We start from the raw sequence: 19,301 nt of genomic DNA on the forward strand, positions 1-19,301 counted from the left end.
GAATGCCTTTAACCGACGTACGCTCACAGTTTCCTGCGCTGGCACAAGATGTCAACGAGACCCCTTTGGTTTATCTTGATAGCGCTGCGACCACTCAGAAACCTCAAGTCGTGATAGATGCGATTCAAAAATATTACAGCCAGCAAAATGCAAATGTACATCGCGGTAGCCACTCCTTAACCGCCAATGCCACTTCTCTTTTTGAAGAAGCCAGAGAGACTGTTGCCGATTTTATCGGTGCGCAGCCAAAAGAAGTAATTTGGACTCGAGGTGCAACGGAAGCGTTGAACTTAATCGCTCAAACTTATGCTCGAAGTACACTTCAAGCAGGCGACGAAATTCTGATCGGCGAAATGGAGCATCACGCGAACATTGTTCCTTGGCAAATTGTGGCAGAGCAGACGGGCGCAAGTATCGTCAAAATTCCCATGACGCCATCTGGTGAGCTCGATATGGCGGCATTTGAATCACGCTTATCTCACAATGTAAAGATCGTGGCCGTTGCTCATGTGACGAACGTAACAGGGTATCGCCAACCTATTGAAGAGATAATCAAGCTCAGCCGGCAAGTCGGCGCGGTCAGTGTCATTGATGGTGCTCAGGGCATTGTTCACGAATCTGTGGACATCAAAACGCTGGATGCCGATTTTTATGTATTTTCCGGTCACAAATTATATGCGCCAGCAGGAATTGGGGTGTTGTATGGCAAGCTTGATTTACTGCAAGCTATGCCGCCATGGCATGGCGGCGGGAAGATGGTCGAGCGTGTGAGCTTCACCGGAACGACATTTTCCGAGCTTCCCGGAAAGTTTGAGGCTGGCACACCAAACGTTGCCGGAGCGATTGCGTTAAGCACCGCCATCAAATGGTATCGCTCGTTCTCTCTTGAGGGCATAGAATCGCACATTCATCAGCTGCAAAGACTAACGGCTAACAAACTGGAACAGATGGAAGACATTTCACTACTCGGCTATCAGCCTAATGCGAGTGTGCTGACTTTTGTTACCGATGGCATTCACCACCAAGATATCGCTACCCTTCTTGATCAGCAAGGAATAGCGGTAAGAGCTGGGCACCATTGTGCTCATCCACTCATGGATGCATTGGGAGTAACAGGAACCGTAAGAGTCTCATTCGGGATTTACAACACGGAAGAAGATGTAGAGAAGCTGGTGAAAGCGGTAGAAAAAGCGTTAGACATTCTTTAGTTTCCCCCCCCCCCTAAAAAAACACCTCCAACTTGCATTAGCTCGCTGGTTGGAGGCATTCAAGCTTAAAATTTATAACCAATCAGAAACGCCCCTTGGCTTAACCGGATATTTTTCAGTTCGACCAACTCAACGTTTAAATCCGCATAAAACCCGTGCGATGCAATAAAACGTATACCTGCGCCATACACCAAACCAGACTCTCGCTCTTGCGGTGTAAATGCCGTTGCTTTCACAGTATGTAGACCATAACCAAGCGTCGCATAAGGTTTAATTGCTCCACCAGCATCAACATTGAATGGGTGTGAAAGCTCAACCGCAATTTTTCCGGTGTTAGCGGAAAGCAAATCTTGTGAATTGGCTTCAAAAGTTAACTTTGCAGCAAACATAGCATTGAAATCATAAGCCCCATCAACTCTCAATCCACCGCCGCCATTGGTGGTGAAATAGGTGCTGTTTACACTGGATGAATAACTGGTACTGGCAAAACCTGCCGCTAAGCGAAAGCCTTCTCGCTCACCGTGTTTTTGTGATTCAGCCATGCTGAATGTAGAAATCAGTGCGGTAGCCAAGACGAAATATTTTTTCATGTTATTCCTTTTTCTTTTTATTGAATCAAAACTCGATCCACGAAATCGCTAAAGCCAGCAAGCTATCGGGTCACCGTTTGAATATGCTCAACAATGGCTTTCAATCCATTGCCACGTGAAGGGCTTAAATGGGCAATAAGACCTGTTCGCTCAAAATAGTCATCAATATTAAAGTGCTGAATTTGCTCCGACGTTTTTCCCTCATAAGCCGCCAGCACAAGAGCAATCAAACCACGAACGATTCTTGCGTCTGAATCGGCACAAAAATGCCAACAATCACCGTGCTTTTCAGTAACAAACCACACTTGGCTTTCACATCCAGAAATCGTGACAGTATCTGATTTCAACGTTTCAGGCATAGCGGGCAGTTTCTTACCCCATTGAATAACTTGTCGGTAACGGTCTTCCCAGCTTTTAAAACCTTGCATTGTCTCTGCAATGTGCTCGCTAGAAATATCGGTACCAAAAGGGGACGAAGGAAAGTTGCTCATAATATTTGCTGAATTATCCAATTTAAACTGTGTGAGATTATATACCCAAACCCACTCAGGTGAAGGTTCAAAATGCCTTTCTACTATTAGTATAAGAAAATCTGATCAGCATAAGAAAGCCCGACTAGTATAAGAAAGGCTAGCTAGTACAAGAAAACCTAGCCAAAATAAGAAAGCCCAGCATCAACGCTGGGCTTTCTTTTAGAATATAGGTGTTAGGAGCAGTTAGGTTGTTTTCATTCCACGCTGAATCAACTTCTCGACAACTCGCGATACCGCGACAAACCCAAACGTTGCCGTTACAACCGTAGCCGCACCAAAACCGCTGGCACAGTCCATACGCTTCGGACCTTCCGCCGTCGACTTAGTGGCGCAAACACTGCCATCAGCTTGTGGGTATTTAAGTTGTTCAGTAGAGAAAACGCACTCAATTCCAAACTTGCGTTGCGGATTTTTAGGAAAATTATGATGGCGACGAAGTGTGTCTTTGATCTTCTTCGCTAACGGGTCTTGAATGGTTTTGGTTAAGTCGGCAACCTGAATTTGAGTTGGGTCCACTTGACCGCCCGCACCACCTGTCGTGACCACTTTAATCTTATTGCTCCGACAAAACGCCAGTAATGCCGCCTTGGCTTTCACACTGTCAATCGCATCCAGTACATAGTCAAAGTCTTTAGTGATGTACTCTTTTAAGTTATCCGGCGAAATAAAATCATCGATTAAATTCACCTTACACTCTGGGTTAATCAGCTTCACCCTTTCAGCCATTACTTCAATCTTGCTCTGACCAACGGTTCCATTCAATGCATGGATCTGACGGTTAATATTGGTGACACACACGTCATCCATATCGATTAATGTCAGCTCGCCAACCCCCGTTCGGGCAAGCGCTTCTACTGCCCAAGAACCGACACCACCAATACCCACCACACAAACATGAGATGCCCGAAGAATATCGACTTCAGAATGCCCGTATAACCGCCTTGTACCACCAAATCGCTGATCGTACTGCTCGGATGCTGGAGGTAGGTTGTCTTGCATGATATGACCTTGTGCAAAGTAGAGTTCAAAAAGAAAGAGTGCGATTTATACGCACTCTTTATAGAAAAGTCTAGCGAGATGCGTTTAGTCTATTCACGCTTTTCGGGAGGCTGTGCCCATGGCGATTGTGTAGGTGACGCTTCTAATCCTAACTTCCACACTCGACCAAAGTGCCTATAGTGGCCAGCCTGAGTTCCGGCTCTTGGTCCCATACCGTGATAGAGATCGAGGTGGTTCTGTTTTACTGCACCGCCCGTATCCAACACAATCAGCAGCCTCAACTCATGCGCACCACTGAACGTACCATCCGCATTAAGTAGAGGTACTTCTGCCAAAATAGGGGTTCCCATAGGGAACAAACGTCTATCACCTGCGACAGACGCCATAGGTAGCAGTGGAATACCAGCAGTTCCCGTCACCGGAGCCGCCTTTCTAGGTTCAAAGAAAACGTAAGATGGATTTTGTTCCAGTAGCTCGCGAACAACCTCTTCTTCTTGTGCTAATACCCACTCTTTAATGGCTTTCAGCGACATTTTCTCACGAGGTACTTGGTTTCGTTCAATCAAAACCTTACCAATACTCACATAGGGGTGGCCATTTTTTCCGCTATAAGCAAAGTATTCTAATGTGTCATCGTCTTCAAAATGTACAAAACCACTGCCCTGAACTTCCATAATAAACGGGTCAATCATATTGGCAGCGTAACCAAGCTCTAACCCCAATCCATTTAATGCTCCGTCATTTATTTCTGCACGAGTCGGACACTGACCATGACATTCAGGCATTTTGTAAACAGGGTAACGGAACGTGTCGTTAGGCTGGTGCCTAAGCTCTATGACAGGAGAAAAATAGCCCGTAAACAATACATTACCTTGGCTGTCTCCCCCACCAAGCTGCGCAGACTGAATCCCGTAATTTGCGAGCTCACTTGGTTCACCGCTATTGAGCGCCCAAACTGAAAGCTGTTCATACAAAGATTGATAAGTACGTGCCATCGAAGGAGATTTGGATAAAACAGCGTCTGCCTGAGCATCAAACGTAAGAAAGTTTCGGGGCTTGTTCGACTCGATTTGAGCGGTTTGATTCAATGGCGATGAGAATTCACCGTCAAGGTATTGCTGACCGCGTTTTTTAGGTGCAGCACACCCAACAAGAACCAACGCGATACCAAAGCAAAGAAATTTTTTAAACACAAAGACATCCAGACAAAATGATTTGTATCAGCATGGCAAAATATGACGCCATCAGCAACACAAGTCACCCTATTGAGATACCTAGTTGCTTGAATTTAAGACAGCTGGAGGTGTTGTATTCAAAAATATGGATTCATAGTGTTCAGGGCGGAGTCGGCGCATTCTATTGAAACTTTCAGAAATCACGAGAAACTCATGCTCAACGCCACCGCTTTCGAATTCCAATTCAGAGCCATTAAAACTGAATTTAGACGTTAGCATACGCCCGTCACGGTATATGCCTTCGGGTTTAATGGTATAAGAGTCTGACATGTAAGGGGCAACGTGTTGTTCAACCCAATGACCATAGATTTTCTTTTTGAGGTCTTGTTGTTGTGCCTGGTAGTCACCGAGAACATGGTACAACGTTATACCTATACCAATCGCTACAGTAGCAACCAACAATAATGCACGTACATAATACGACACATCTCGACGCGAACTTCCCCGTAAAACCTTGCTCACTTCACCACTCATACATCTAACATCTCATAACGTGTGCCAAGAATTACAGGTGTGCACTTACTTGTCTACATCAGTCCGAAACTAAATCAAACGGTTTATGTATCAACACATGTCTATTATCAACAAATGTCCATTATCAAAATTTTGACAATTTCATAGTAAGCGCAGTTGCTGCTGACTTTTCACTCAGTTTAAAGCATAGTCTATATGAATTCGCAGTGCATGGTTCATTATTTGGCACAGTTCCAAATTTTTGATTGAACAAAAAGAAATTTGGCGTCAATATACAGAAATAAATAGTCATAAAATCAGCATAAATAGTCACGGATAGATTAAATAGTGAAGATAAGAAGTACAGCACTGGTAAAAGGGTTTAGACAATCCGCCCCTTATGTAAACGCTCACCGCGGAAAAATCATGGTGATAATGCTGGGTGGAGAAGCATTCGAAGATCAGAATTTTGGCAACATAATTAACGATATCGCACTGCTACATAGCTTAGGGGTAAAGATCGTGTTAGTGCACGGTGCTCGTCCTCAAATTAACCAGTTGCTCGACAAACAAGAACATCGCACTCCTTATCACAAAGGTATTCGTGTTACCGATGAAAACGCCTTAAGCGTTGTTATGCAAGCCGCTGGGCAGTTACAGCTCGCCATTACCGCTCGGCTTTCAATGAGCTTGAATAATACCCCGATGGCCGGCACTCAGTTGAACGTGGCTAGCGGAAACTTTATCGTCGCACAGCCTATTGGTGTCGACGATGGCATCGACTATTGCCACAGCGGTCGTATTCGCCGCATCGATACCGAAGGCATTTACAGAACACTTCAGCAGGGATCTATTGTTCTTCTGGGTCCTATTGGATCGTCCGTTACAGGGGAAAGCTTTAACTTACTTTCAGAAGAAGTGGCGACGCAAGTCGCCATCAAACTCAATGCCGATAAGTTGATTGGTTTCAGTTCGGAGCAAGGCATTACAGACGACGAAGGCAATGTCATAGCAGAACTCTTCCCTGCGGGTGCCCAAGAAATACTTCAACAACGCACTTCCGATTCGGATGAAGGGCAGAGAGGATCGATTCGCTTCCTTAAGGCTGCTATCGCTGCATGCCGAGCTGGCGTTCCAAGAAGCCACTTAGTCAGTTACAAGCTTGATGGTGCCATTCTGCAAGAGCTATTCTCACTCGATGGTATCGGAACCCAGATAGTCATGGCCAGCGCAGAGCAAGTTCGCAGTGCTGATATTGATGATATTGGCGGGATTCTAGACTTGATTCGCCCTCTGGAAGAGCAAGGTATATTGGTTCGCCGATCACGTGAGCAACTGGAACAAGAGATCCACCAATTTACGATCATCGAGAAAGACGGCATGATCATTGGCTGTGCCGCTCTGTATCCGTTTCTTGAGGACCAAACGGGTGAAATGGCCTGCGTGGCTATACACCCCGATTATCGCGATGGTAACCGCGGTGTTCACTTACTTAAACACATATACAATCAAGCGAAAACGATGGGGCTAGAGAATTTGTTTGTGCTCACCACGCGAAGCATTCACTGGTTTAGAGAGCAAGGGTTTACCGAAGTCGGCATAGGCGCGTTGCCTGGAGAGAAGCAAGATTTATATAACTACCAGAGACGTTCTAAGATTTTACAACTCCAAGTCATTTAATAGAACCTCGTTCCAATTAATTTCATTCATAAGCAACTGATTTATAATTAATTGCTAAAAAAAACCGCAAATCGGTTAAAAATTGACTTTTCATATCACATTCTGCTGGTACAATCCCCGCCACTGGAGAGCCATGCTTTCCAGTGCCAATTTCAGTTGAATCATTCTGTTTTACCTTTTAGTTTGCTTTATCGCCTATCAAAAGGTTTTAAACATCAACGTCAAGAATGTTCACTGCCACATGGAGGTTCACTCTAATACGGAGTCAAATGCTAGGAAGCGAGAGTCCACAACTTGCGAGCATAAACTCAATGAGAACCATTATTTGCAACTCGGCCCAAAGCTTTTGGGATATGGCTGACAACCAGTTTTTGGATGGCAGAGAAGTACACTGCGTTTTTCCAGTAAACGACAGCATGAAACGTTACATAATGTCTTATCAAAATCGTTGTAACATAAGAAACATCTCATTTTCGGAAGTATTCAGTACGAAAATAGATGAAAACAGCAGCGTCAAAGACGTTTTCAAATTCCTAGCACTTGCCGAAGTTTAGGATTTGCAGACCTTAGAAATTTGATGGTCCACCAAGGACGGTGGAGCCAAAAATTCAATCACACTTTCAAACTGTATCTAGCGCCCTTACTTATCCAATCGCCCAGCTAACCCACTTGCACGTAATGTTTTCACTTTTACCCCTCGATTCATCACATTTCGCTCACCAAACAGATCCAGCCTCTTCTTAGCTCGCGTAATACCGGTATAAATCAACTCTCGCGTTAAAATAGGGCTAAAGCTTGGCGGCAATACCATGATCGTATGTTCAAACTCACTCCCTTGAGATTTATGAATGGTCATGGCATACGCCGTTTCGTGCTCGGGGACTCGACTTGGAAGCACACCTTTCACTGTGCCATCGGGTAATTCAAAGTACACCCTAAGTCTTGGCACTTCTTCAGACTCATCCAGCATACAAATTCCAATATCACCATTGTAAAGCCCAAGTGCATGATCATTACGCGTGACCATGACCGGTCTGCCTGGATACCAAACATCATCGGTGGTAGGCAACTTATTCTGTTTTCTAAGGCTCTGCTCTATTCGATGATTCAAGCCGACAAGCCCAAAATCACCTTCACGGATAGCACATAGTAGCCGGCATTCTGAAAACAGTTTTAACACCTGCTTTGCTTTCGCACTGGGTAATTCGTCCAATGAAACTTTGCGGTTGGCCTCTTGCAAATAAGGGGCATAACCTGCTGTAACCATTTTCAGCATCTGCTGATAGGTGTCTTTATCCAAGTCATGGTGGGCAATATCACCAAACCCTTGCTCCCAAACTTTTTCGACTCGGATGGGATGGCCTGAATTGATCGCTTTAGCCAACTGCCCTATGCCAGAACGGGCATCAAAACGGTAGCTTTTTTGCAACATACACAAGCAATCCACGATGGGTGGGGCTGACGTAGAATGTTGGCGGCTCACTGCATCGTAACCAGTTAACGTAGCGATTTGTTGGCTTTGCGCTGGGCTCATGAACTGATCACTAAAATCACAGATATCGCCTAGCACTGCGCCTGCCTCCACAGAAGCAAGCTGATCTTTATCGCCAAGTAAAATTAGCCTAGCGTTCGGTGGCATCGCGTCCACCAGCTTATACATCATAGACAGGTCAACCATTGAAGCTTCATCGACAACCAAAATGTCGAGATGCAATGGGTTGTCTTTATGATGTCGGAACTCTGCTCGCCCGGGGATCGCACCGAGTAAACGGTGAATCGTGCTCGAATCGGTTGGGATTTGGTCGCGAATGCTCGGTTCTATTGGCAGACCTTCTACTGCTTTACCAATGGACTCGGTTAAACGAGCTGCGGCTTTACCTGTTGGCGCAACCAGCTTAATGTCAGGCACCTCACCTAAGTCACTTCCCTGCTGAACCAATGCTGCCAACAATTTAGCGACCGTTGTGGTTTTTCCTGTTCCTGGTCCACCAGAAATCACAGCAAAGCGTCTGGTAAGCGCGACAGCAGCAGCTACTTTTTGCCAATTTAAGCAGGCAGATTGTGGTACTAAGGCATCCAGACTGCTTAAGTCCGTCACTTTTTTCGCACTCACCAAAACGTTGTCAATCGCGTTCCAGTCCAATGTTTCCGGCGCGACGATATCTAGGTGATCGCATACCCACTGCTGTCGCATGACCTGATGGCTTTGTTCTGAATACACTATTGTTGAGAACAAGTATTGGTAGCTGCGAGCAAACAAATGATCTAGCGTTGTTTTTAGGCGAGTCGCTTGAGCAGGCTCTAAAACAATGGGCGACATCAAATCGCGCAGCGTCTGACTGAGCACCACCTCGTAATGCCAATAGCGGTGCAGATACAATTTCGCACCATCCAGAATTAAAGGTTTGGATTCACCGTTTCGCCCGACGACTGGAGAGCTCTCCAACTCTTTTTCCCAATCAATGCCCTTGAGTTTTTCTTGTAATAATTGTGCTTGCTCGCCATAAAGGCCAAGGCAAGCCGCAATATCTACTCTGTCCATTGGCACACAAATATGCCCTTTTCCTAATTCAGAACTGGCTACCCCTGCAATAAAAGGCACGGAAAGATTCGAATCTGGCTGTTGAGAAGCAATAAATCGAGCGAATTGGTAATCCAGCTGTCGAACTGCCCCTTGAACGGCAAGCTGCTGCATGACATTGAGTAAATCGGTTGTAGGCATGTCGGAGTTTACTGGCTGAGAATCAGACATCTAATGCTTCTCCATCAATGAGCTTATCGAACTGTTCCAAAAAGGCTTGGGAAGGTTTCGCTGAAAAGATCCCGTTATTCGATTGCCCATCCACACCTCGTAAGAAAAGATAATACACACCACCGAAGTGCTGTTCATAGTCATATTGTGCTAGCCGACTTTTTAGGAAGCGGTGCAGTGCCAACGCGTAAATTTGATATTGTAAATCGTATCGATGATCCGCCATCGCACGCGCCAAATTCTCACCATGGTAGTCAGCAACTGAATCGCCTAAGTGGTTCGATTTCCAGTCAAGGACATAGTACTTTCCGTTGTGCTCAAACACGAGATCGATAAAGCCCTTCAACATGCCTTTTAAGCGATGAAAACCTAGATCGCCAGCCTGCTTAGAAAGCGGATCATGTTGGTGAGCCAACTGGTTAAACGTTGGAGCGAGGAGTACATCGATGGGCAATAAGAATTCCATCTCCACCAATAATTGGCTTGGCATTTTGTTCGAAAGTTGGAGCCCTTCCCCATCCAAAGGCGTGTTAAGCACTGTATCTACCAGTAATTCCAATACGGGCTGCCATTCCGGTTCGAGCTGTTCTACTTCCATCAAATGGGTAATGGTTGCACTGTTGGCTTCACTGTGCGCAGGTTCGTTGAAAATCACCTCTTCAAATAAAGTGTGAAGAAACGTTCCCGGTCTCGCGCCTCTTGGAAAGGTAAATATGGAACGCGCGGGCGCTTCTATTAGGTGCTCTTCCTCTTCGGAAAATGAATCAATATCAAACCCCGCGATTTCAAAAGACGCATCATGTGAACCGTGCCCTGATTGCTTGACTAACCCCGAGTAACTGCTGATTCTCCATGAGCGATCGATATCTTGCTGTAACTCGCTTGCCGTAAGGACTTCTGCCGCTTCTTTTACGGGTGTATATGGCTGTCCTTGCTGCTCAGGTGGCGTTTCAATGATCATGAAATCATGATTTGTGGTCACTTGAGCGAGGCACCCCGCTAATTCTTCTGGCGATTTTGGCTCGCCGTTTTGCACTAAATACCCAATGGCGCTTAAATGAAGCCCTGAAGGTCCTTTAGTGGCTCGCCCTTTTCGTATCGGAGTCATACCAATAAAGCAGCCATAAACCGCGCGAGTAAGCGCCACGTAAATCAAACGTAAATCTTCCGCTAATCTCTCTTTGTCGGCCAGTTCTAGAGCTTCACTGTTCTTAGTAATGTCTAATACGGTTTTGTCTTTCTTTGCATCGTAATACTTGCCTTCACTGGCTTCGCGGTAACTGCTAACAAAAGGAAGAAAGACCAAATCGTATTCCAAGCCTTTCGATTTATGGATAGTGACAATTTGAACCAGATTACGCTCAGACTCCAAACGTTGGATTTGCTCATCGCTGCCCCCCGTTAAGCCGGACTGAATATCGCTGATGGTTTCAGATAGCCAACGCAACAAACCGTGATCACTTTCCAGCGACAAACTGGCTTGCTGTAATAACTCGCCAATGTGCAGCAAATCGGTAATGGTGCGCTCTCCGTTATCTTCTTCCAGTAAGCGCTCTGCCATCGCTCGCTTTGACATAACGGAGCGAATCATTGGCATCACGCCTCGTTGCTGCCAAAGTTTCCGGTACTCCCGAAATTCATTCACCGTGTTTTCCCACAGTGTTTCTTCGTTATTTAGGGCATCCAATTCACGAGCGTTCAAAGCGAACAAAGACGATGCCACACAAGCGCGAAGCGTTTTGTCTTGCTCCGGCGTTAGGACGGCTTGGAGCAGGCGCTGCACATCGTGCGCGACGACACTGTCGAACACACTGTCTCGGTTAGATAAATACACACTCGCAATGCCTTGCTCGGCGAGTGCTTCCTTGACTTTTCGCCCTTCCGTGCCGGTTCGAACCAACACAGCGATATCACCAGCTTGCACGTTGTGGCGCTCTCCCCCATTTTCAAACCAAGCTTGTTGCTTGTCTGATGCAGTTAACACCGTTTGAATTTGGCTGGCTGTGGCTGACGCCATGACAGAAAGGTAATCCCCTTTCGTTACGGGCTTACCGTCTTCTTCTTCATGCAGCCAAAACCTTAGAGCTGGCTGCTTAACGCCATCCAAAAACCAATGGCTAGAATCGGCTTTCGGGCTGAACTTGACGGGTCTGAATGGAATGTCTTCATCATAAATAAAAGGGGCATCACTGAAATCGAAAATTCGGTTCACTGCCATGACCATATCGGCACTAGAGCGCCAGTTGGTGCCGAGCGTGTAGTGATCTTGTACTTCATTACGGGCTTTAATGTAGGTAAAAATATCAGCACCACGGAACCCATAAATCGCCTGCTTAGGATCGCCGATCATAAACAAGCCAGTTTGAGGCTGATCTACGTAAATTTGGCTGAATATCTGGTACTGAAGCGGGTCCGTATCTTGGAATTCATCGATCATAGCCACCGGGTAAAGAGTGCGAATACGCTCAGCCAACAAATCATCTTCATCGGCATCTAAGGCGTCAGAAAGTTGCGTCAGCAAATCATCGAACGATAACCAATTCTTTCTTTGCTTGGCTTTCGCCAACAGAACACGGCACTCTGCGATCGCGTGCGCCAAAATGGGGTCACGCAACGAAACCGACTGTGAAATAAACTCGTCTATCAAATCAAAAACTGAGTGAGTGGGTGGCTCGCCTTTAGGGGTTTTTTCGTTCAGCGTCGTCTGGCTGAATTTTTCTAGCTTATCGGGGAAAACGTAATCCACCGTTGGGCTTGCTGCCCAAATAGTGACTTGTTCTAGCCAAGTAGGCAGCGATTTTTTGGTGTAGCTACGCTTGTTTACATCCGAGCTTGATATCAGGTCTTGTAGATCGTCTTGTGCCGCTCGCCATTGCGCTTTGAGTTCATCGATTTTACTTAAATTCTGTTGATGCAGATCCGCAATATTTGTGGAGAGAGGCGCGACCGTCAGTTCAATGTCTGCACCCGTTAAGTGTCTGGATACATCCTTAAGCAGAGCTGAAGGTGCCCCCCAGATCTTCCCGATCTCAGCGGCAAGGTTCATCGGTAATGGATAAAACTGCCTACGCCAATAATCTGCAACAACCTGAGCTTTGAGCTGAGTTTCGTCGGTAACAAATTCGTTATTGAACCGACTGCCTGATTCAAAGGCATTTTGAGTCAACATGCGCTGGCAAAAGCCGTGAATGGTATAGATGGCGGCTTCGTCCATCTGGCGTTCAGCCTGAAGCAATATTTTTGCGGCTTCTTTGTGATCCGAAATGGCGTTTAACAAGGGCTGGATAACGGGATCTATTTTTTTATCATTTGAAGAAGCACCACCACGAGAAAACGCCAAACGTGCGTCGTGAATTTTAGCGCGGATACGATCTCTCAGCTCTGCCGTGGCTGCTTCTGTAAAGGTCACAACCAATATCTGATCAACAGTCAATTGGCAGGGATGTGACGTGCCACTCTCACCATGACCAAGAAGTAGACGTAGATACAGCCCCGCAATCGTGAACGTTTTCCCTGTTCCCGCAGAGGCCTCTATTAAACGGGCACCGTGCAAGGGGAAGTCCATTGGTGACAAAACACTCGCTTGTTGAGGTTTTGAATCAGATTGGCTAGTCATATATCGTCGATTCCGCCTAATAATTTGTGATCAAACACTTATTTTGCAATTTATAATTAACTTTAAAGATCAAAATAGATCAGGTTGAGACTTGCTTCACGGTTCAGGCTACCTGCTGTGGTTAGTATCCCTGCCACAGAATTGTGGTCACCTCTGACCCTGTGGTCGTACAGCGAACGCCCTACAAATAACAATGATTTGCTGGCGACCACCCTACACCCTTTCAAATGAAACTTACTCTATCTCTTCGCTGTTTTGCGTTGCCATAACTGCGGCTTGTAAAACCAAACTTGCGTTTAATCTTACTTCTCTGCCGAGCTCTTCATTCCAGTGAGACCAGATCCTTTCGATGTAGTTATCTGAGCCTTCACCAGGGAACATGTAGCCATCGTTAAAAGCATCTCCCATCTTTTTAAGTGCCGTTTCTTCATCATCTACCCATTCCCCTGCTTTGTTAATACAGGCTTGAACGCCCGCTAGCGCAGTCTTAGGGAAATAGGGTAATGGCTGATTCATTCCTTGATAAAACAAGCGAACCAGCTCTTGCAACATGGTGATGGCTTGATTGCGGTTGTCTAAAGGAGAAATGACCCAATGCACCGCTCCCTCTTTTTTGTCGTAACCAACGATGTGGGTACGGCTCACGCCCCCCATGGCAGCGAGACAGAGGTGATCAATCCATGCAGATAACCAATCTTGCGCGCGGATTTTTCCGCTACGATACCGAAGCAGCCCGGATTGGTATCGATGTGTTAACCAGCCCGTTAATTGGCACGGTTTCTCGTCTATTGTTAGGCTGATCTTCACTTCACTGTCGTCAAGCGGCTTTCCAGCCAAAGGATGAAGCACATTCACGAGTGAATCCGTCTGTTCTCGGTTAGCAGCAAATTCCAGCTCACCAAAAGCACCGATAGGCAGCAATCCTTTAGCTCGCTGTTTTTCCATGTAACGAGCTAAAACAGGTTCTTCTGCTTCACCGTTAACTCTGCATTGAAGTAGCGTATCCACCAATTCGTCGCGCATTTTATAACTTTGTAAACCACCCAAAACAAACGGCTCATCGTTTTCTAGCGTCGCCATAGGTGGCTCAAAAAACACTTTGAGACGTCGATTAAAGAAATACTGAACGGGTAAACGCCAGAAACGTTGAAGCTCCACCAAATCAAGTTGGTAAGGCGCACTTAGCTCGGCTAAGTAATCATCCAAAGGTTGCTCAAATGCGCCAGCGCGCGCGCCTAAACGGTTAACGCTCGGTAGCCACTCTTTGGCGTAGCTTTTGTCGATGCCCGAAAAAGCAAGAGGGCTAAATGGCACCATGGGGTGAGTATTCGAAAGGGCAGCCAGAAGCTTGTCGCCAGACGTATCCACACCCAACATTTCGTCCCCTTCCAAACAATAGTTTTGGTGGCAGTACTCCAACAACTCCGATACTAAAACCGACGGCACTTTGTCTGTATTGTCTTGAATGGATCGCCCGACATAGCTGATGTATAAGGATTGCTGTGCCGACAACAAGGCTTCGAGAAATAAGTATCTATCGTCATCTCGCCTTGACCGATCGCCGGGCCTTGCGCGATTGTTCATTAAATCGAAGCCTTCAGGCGGCATTGAGCGGGGGTATGCCCCGTCATTCATGCCAAGCAAGCACACCAATTTAAATGGAATGGAACGCATGGGCATCAACGTACAGAAGTTCACTTGCCCTGCTAAAAAGCGCTGACTGACACGGGTTCCAGACAGTTTGTTCTGCAAATATTGCTGCAATACCGTATACGAAATGTCTTCTTCAAATCCGGCATCAAGAACCTGTTCAAGCAACTGAGATAAGGTGTCTCTAATGGATTTAAGCGCCATCTCACCTTCAAGCTCTACGCTAAAAAAGGCATCCAGCATGTCATTGATGATGCGAGTCCAATCTGCCGCGCTTTGAGTGGCGTTCAACTGCTTTTGGAATCGGTTGAGCGTATCGACGTAGTGCGCCAATTTACCCGCTAATTCAGCGTCCATTCCTTGTACTTCATTGTAAGAAGCTATAGTTCTTTGCCCTTCAAACAACCCCGCACTTTCTGGCATCGCGTAGCCCAATAGCATTCTTTGAATGCCAAAAAGCCATGTATTTTGCGTTAGCTCTGGAAGCTCAAATTGCCCGGCGGTTTGTTCATCTAGCCCCCAGCGTACGCCAATTTCTTCAATCCAGATCTTTGCTCGTTCAAACTGGTCTTCACCCAGACCAAACCGAGCCATAATGGCTGGCACTTCGAGAAGTTCGAGTATCTCAGAGGCTTGGAAACGGCTATCGGGTAGCAACATTAACTGCATGAATGCAGACAGAACAGGACTCTCTTCTTGCGCCGTCCTGTCTGAAATGGAGTAAGGAATAAAACGCTCACCAGGTGCATTGCCAAAAACAGACTGTATCGCGGGGCTGTATGCATTAATGTCCGCCACCATGACGATAACGTCACGGGGTTTTAAGCCAGAGTCTCTGTCAAACATGCTTAAAAGCTGATCATGCAGCACTTCAACTTCACGCATTGGGCTATGACAAGCGTGAACTGAAAGCGATGTATCCCCTTCTGAAACCAACTGTTTGTGTTGGCTGGTTTCGAGCACTTCATCTTTTTGGTGCTCTTCTAAATTCAAAATATCCGCTTGTAATTGGTGCAATACGCTATCGCGATCCACCTCTACAAAAGCTTCCACTTCATGGGCTTCTAACTGGGAGAGCAGATACATATTATCGCGCCCCAATTTCCCCATGGACGCCAGCAAACTGTTTCCAACGACATCGGTATGAAGTTCATCAATCACGTTATCTTCAAGTTCGCCTTTTAGCTGCTCTGTTACGCCGTGCTCTTCAGAATGATCTTGTTTCCACTCAATGTGTTTTCGATGACGAGCGGCTAACTTAGCGAGGTATTTTCTGTCTCGAACCTCTCCCCAGTAATAACGACAAGGGTTGGTAAACATAAGGTGAACATCAATGTGCTCACCCAATGCTTTTAAGGCATCCATGTAGCGAGGCGGTAATGAAGAAATGCCAAACACAAACAATCGCTTGGGCAAGTCAGAAAGCCCCGAAGGTGCTTGGCTTAAGGCATCGATGAAATGTTCGTATAAATTAGCGCGATGGTAAGGCGATTGATCGAGTACTACCGTGCGATCGTAAAGCGCTTGCCAAAGGATGGGCTGCCAAGGGTGTTCTTCACCGATTTCCTGTACCGTTTCTCCCGCTTCCCATGCGGCGATCCATTCTGGTCGGTACACTAAGTATCCGTCAAAGATATCCGCTATTTTCTCTGACAATTGAAAGAGTTTGGAGTGATCTTCATCGTTTTCTAAGTAGCGCAGTAAGGGAGAAAATTCAGGTTGAGATAGCTGCGATGGCAGTATGTCCATGAGCTTCCAAGTCATGGCTTCTTTGTTGAAAGCACTACGAGTTGGCACATCAGGAAGGACTTGCGTAAACCTATCCCAAATAAATGTCGCAGGAAGAGGAAAATCGATATTTGCGGCAACACCAAATTCTTTCGCTAATTCCATTTTCAGCCATTGGGACATGCCAGGGCTTTGAACCAGTATTTGTTCTGCTTCAAATGGGTTTTCTAATGGGGAAAGTTTGATGAGTTCAACAAGTAGAGATTTCAGCAACTCTATTTGATTCGAGTGATAGACAGTAAACACAAAGCATCCGGCTACATGGTTGGACGGTTACTGCTTAGATTAGCATAGAGCATCGAATCTGCTGAACTGAAATATGTATTCAAAGACGAGTGAAAAGACGATCAATCAGTAAGTTAGTTGAATATGCGCAAATGACCTTGAGGTGGTTTGAGTATAGATAGTCACATCGATATTTTCGTTTACTTGAGCTGATGCGAAATTATGACAAAGCTTGCCATTAAACTTGATGAGTATCGTTAGTGGCTCATTTTCGCGACCATTTACACAGTTATTATCGTAATAATAACGATGCATTCTGATGGTTGAGAATTTGCAGTTTTATAACATAGCTCAGTTTGACTTCTGAACCCACCATGCTGAACTTAAGGCAAGAGCTTACGTTGGTGCCTCTTTCGGTCTAGATAGACAATATCGGACCAATAGAGGATATGTTGTATTTCTTTCATTCAATAAATACCTCATGCGCTACTTTCTCCCTTGTGCTGATAACGTTACACACATGGGTAATAGCAGTGAGGTCGCAGAATGAGTTGTAGTAAGAAAGGTTATATATGCCAAATGTTGTTGCAAGGGCAGTAAAAAGCTGGCTAAAAACGTCGGTGCACAAAGTAAACGGTTTTAGGGCGAAGCCAGAACTTGAGAGCTTGATGAAACACCAATCACCCGCGGTAAATGCGGTTGGGGCAGCTCTGTATGATGTACTCAATAGTGCTAACTCGCCAGAAGAAAGAATGACATTCGAGAAAATTGAACAGCGCCGAGCAACTTTACTGAATTCGAACGCTGAAATTTCAGTCATGGATTATGGAGCGGGTAGCCCAAGTTCAATAAGAACTCATGAAGAAATGGCTCAGGGAATTGAATTCCACTCAACCATCAGAGCGGTGTGTCGATCTAGCAAACCGGCGTTTTGGGGTGTGTTTCTTTTTAAAATGATCCGCTACTTGCAACCAAGCACCTGCCTCGAGTTGGGATCCTGCGTCGGAATATCAGCCTCTTACCAAGCTTCTGCTCTTCACATGAACGACAAAGGAAAGATGCTAACACTTGAAGGCTCTCCAGAGGTCGCTAAAGTGGCTCAAGAAAGCCTTGATTTCATGGAGCTAGACAACACGTCCATCGTGACGGGGCCTTTTCATTCAACACTTCAAAAAACGCTCAGCGCCCATCACCCCATCGATTACCTTTTTAACGATGGTCACCATGATCACGATGCCGTTCTAGAATATTTCAATACAGCTTTACCCTACCTTGCGAAAAGCACAGTAATGATTATTGACGATATTAACTGGTCTGAAGGAATGCGTAACGCTTGGCAAGAAATTGAAGAGGACGAAAGAGTCGCCCTATCTATTGACTTGAATGAGATTGGAATTGCATTTATTACTGACACTTTAACTTCCAAAGAAATCATAAAGATCCCGCTTTAGGAACGAGGTCTTCATTTCTGTGCCTTGCCTGAAAGCAAGCTCCCTATTCTTTGGTAGAGAGGTCGCTGAACCAAGCATCTTGGGGTTACTTGGGTATAACTGACTAGCTCGCTACTTTTCCACTCATCATCACGGTTGGTAATACGTGTCGCACATAACACCAACACACGTAGCCGACGACACCACTGGCTATGATTAGCTCTATGTTCGCAAGAAAACGAACCTGTTCTACATATTGCGATGAAACAGCGATGCTTTCTAACCAATTCGCCATTTTAAACAACGCAGTCGCACCAATTACCATTGGAAAGGTAAAGGCAGCATACGCAGGGCTAAAAGGCAGGCGGAGCAAGTGGAAAAAAGCCGCATAAATAACCACTGTCATCAAAATGGCAATACCAAATAACAACGCAACCAAAACAGGAGACGGCTCTTGAGTTACCGTCAAATAGCCAGCCAAAGAAAGGCTCGCAGGAGCGGCAAGAATCGCGATAGTGGGTTTTGCAGCATCCGGAACACTTTCACAGAAAACTAGACGATATATCATGGTTGGCAACAAAATCGCGTAAGTGACCAAACCAAAATTAAGCACGCCTTCAGCAATATAAGCGAGCGCAGGCGTTCCTGAGAAAGAAACATCAGCAACAATCAAACCTACAGGGGGGACAAACCAACTTGGCACCATATGGTTGAGTTGGAAATTCATGCTGCGGTGATAAATAAAGCTAACCAAGAACGATACGTGCATTAAGACTGCCGCCATCCAAACAGCATCACCAAACCCTTGATTCCACTGACCAAAACTGTGGGAAATCACCATTAGAGCCATGGCAAAGGTAGGCAAAACACTGCCAACGACAGGGTGTGCCATGTCTTCTTTAAGTAAATGCCGATGGGACATGAACTTAACCGTTAAGATAAGCAAAAGAATGCCCGCGATACCCGCGCCTATCAGTTGCCCCATTCCGTTTAGGTTGGCGGCGTTTTCCCAACTCCACCCTAAACTTGCAATGCCAAGTGCTAACCCTGCCATTGGAGTAGGAGCCAGAGCACTTCTGGTGGTCATTTTCTTGATCATGGCTGCTTATCTCTAATTAACTCAATAGCAACATAATAAACTT

General features: G+C 45.8%; 13 protein-coding genes. 4 read left to right on the plus strand and 9 right to left on the minus strand.

What is annotated here, in order from left to right:
- Window positions 1-2: 2 nt before the first annotated feature.
- Window positions 3-1,208: an aminotransferase class V-fold PLP-dependent enzyme gene (locus Q8W40_RS03050; RefSeq protein WP_305395817.1), complete on the plus strand. Its 1,206-nt coding sequence runs from the start codon at window positions 3-5 to the stop codon at window positions 1,206-1,208.
- Between the two features lie 65 nt (window positions 1,209-1,273).
- Here Q8W40_RS03050 and Q8W40_RS03055 read toward each other — a convergent pair whose 3' ends face one another.
- The 5 genes from Q8W40_RS03055 to Q8W40_RS03075 form a co-directional block, all read right to left on the minus strand.
- Complete coding sequence (locus Q8W40_RS03055) at window positions 1,274-1,798, minus strand: outer membrane beta-barrel protein (protein WP_305395818.1); 525 nt, start codon at window positions 1,796-1,798, stop codon at window positions 1,274-1,276.
- A gap of 62 nt (window positions 1,799-1,860) precedes the next feature.
- A complete protein-coding gene (gene csdE / locus Q8W40_RS03060; RefSeq protein ID WP_305395819.1) occupies window positions 1,861-2,289 on the minus strand; it encodes a cysteine desulfurase sulfur acceptor subunit CsdE in 429 nt (142 codons plus the stop codon).
- 225 nt (window positions 2,290-2,514) lie between these two features.
- Entirely contained in the window at window positions 2,515-3,330 is an 816-nt protein-coding gene (gene tcdA, locus Q8W40_RS03065; protein WP_305395820.1) for a tRNA cyclic N6-threonylcarbamoyladenosine(37) synthase TcdA, read from the minus strand.
- 89 nt (window positions 3,331-3,419) lie between these two features.
- Entirely contained in the window at window positions 3,420-4,523 is a 1,104-nt protein-coding gene (gene mltA, locus Q8W40_RS03070; RefSeq protein ID WP_305395821.1) for a murein transglycosylase A, read from the minus strand.
- Window positions 4,524-4,604: 81 nt separating this feature from the next.
- A complete protein-coding gene (locus Q8W40_RS03075; protein WP_305395822.1) occupies window positions 4,605-5,039 on the minus strand; it encodes a DUF2850 domain-containing protein in 435 nt (144 codons plus the stop codon).
- A gap of 327 nt (window positions 5,040-5,366) precedes the next feature.
- On the opposite strand from Q8W40_RS03075, the gene argA reads away from it, so the two are divergent.
- Complete coding sequence (gene argA, locus Q8W40_RS03080) at window positions 5,367-6,698, plus strand: amino-acid N-acetyltransferase (protein ID WP_305395823.1); 1,332 nt, start codon at window positions 5,367-5,369, stop codon at window positions 6,696-6,698.
- Window positions 6,699-6,967: 269 nt separating this feature from the next.
- On the plus strand, window positions 6,968-7,252 hold the full coding sequence (locus Q8W40_RS03085; protein WP_224056063.1) for a hypothetical protein: 285 nt from the start codon (window positions 6,968-6,970) through the stop codon (window positions 7,250-7,252).
- An 86-nt stretch (window positions 7,253-7,338) separates the two neighbouring features.
- Here Q8W40_RS03085 and recD read toward each other — a convergent pair whose 3' ends face one another.
- The 3 genes from recD to recC form a co-directional block, all read right to left on the minus strand.
- On the minus strand, window positions 7,339-9,450 hold the full coding sequence (gene recD, locus Q8W40_RS03090) for an exodeoxyribonuclease V subunit alpha (RefSeq protein ID WP_305395824.1): 2,112 nt from the start codon (window positions 9,448-9,450) through the stop codon (window positions 7,339-7,341).
- Entirely contained in the window at window positions 9,443-13,066 is a 3,624-nt protein-coding gene (gene recB / locus Q8W40_RS03095; RefSeq protein ID WP_305395825.1) for an exodeoxyribonuclease V subunit beta, read from the minus strand. The genes recD and recB overlap by 8 nt, the downstream gene beginning before the upstream one ends.
- Before the next feature lie 234 nt (window positions 13,067-13,300).
- Window positions 13,301-16,750: an exodeoxyribonuclease V subunit gamma gene (recC, locus tag Q8W40_RS03100; RefSeq protein WP_305395826.1), complete on the minus strand. Its 3,450-nt coding sequence runs from the start codon at window positions 16,748-16,750 to the stop codon at window positions 13,301-13,303.
- A gap of 551 nt (window positions 16,751-17,301) precedes the next feature.
- On the opposite strand from recC, the gene Q8W40_RS03105 reads away from it, so the two are divergent.
- Window positions 17,302-18,180, plus strand: coding sequence for an O-methyltransferase (locus tag Q8W40_RS03105; protein ID WP_305395827.1), 879 nt, complete (start codon window positions 17,302-17,304; stop codon window positions 18,178-18,180).
- 103 nt (window positions 18,181-18,283) lie between these two features.
- Here Q8W40_RS03105 and Q8W40_RS03110 read toward each other — a convergent pair whose 3' ends face one another.
- Window positions 18,284-19,258, minus strand: coding sequence for a TDT family transporter (locus Q8W40_RS03110; RefSeq protein ID WP_305395828.1), 975 nt, complete (start codon window positions 19,256-19,258; stop codon window positions 18,284-18,286).
- Window positions 19,259-19,301 lie beyond the last annotated feature (43 nt).

Origin of the sequence: Vibrio penaeicida, from assembly GCF_030689305.1 — a bacterium.
GTDB lineage: Bacteria > Pseudomonadota > Gammaproteobacteria > Enterobacterales > Vibrionaceae > Vibrio > Vibrio penaeicida_B.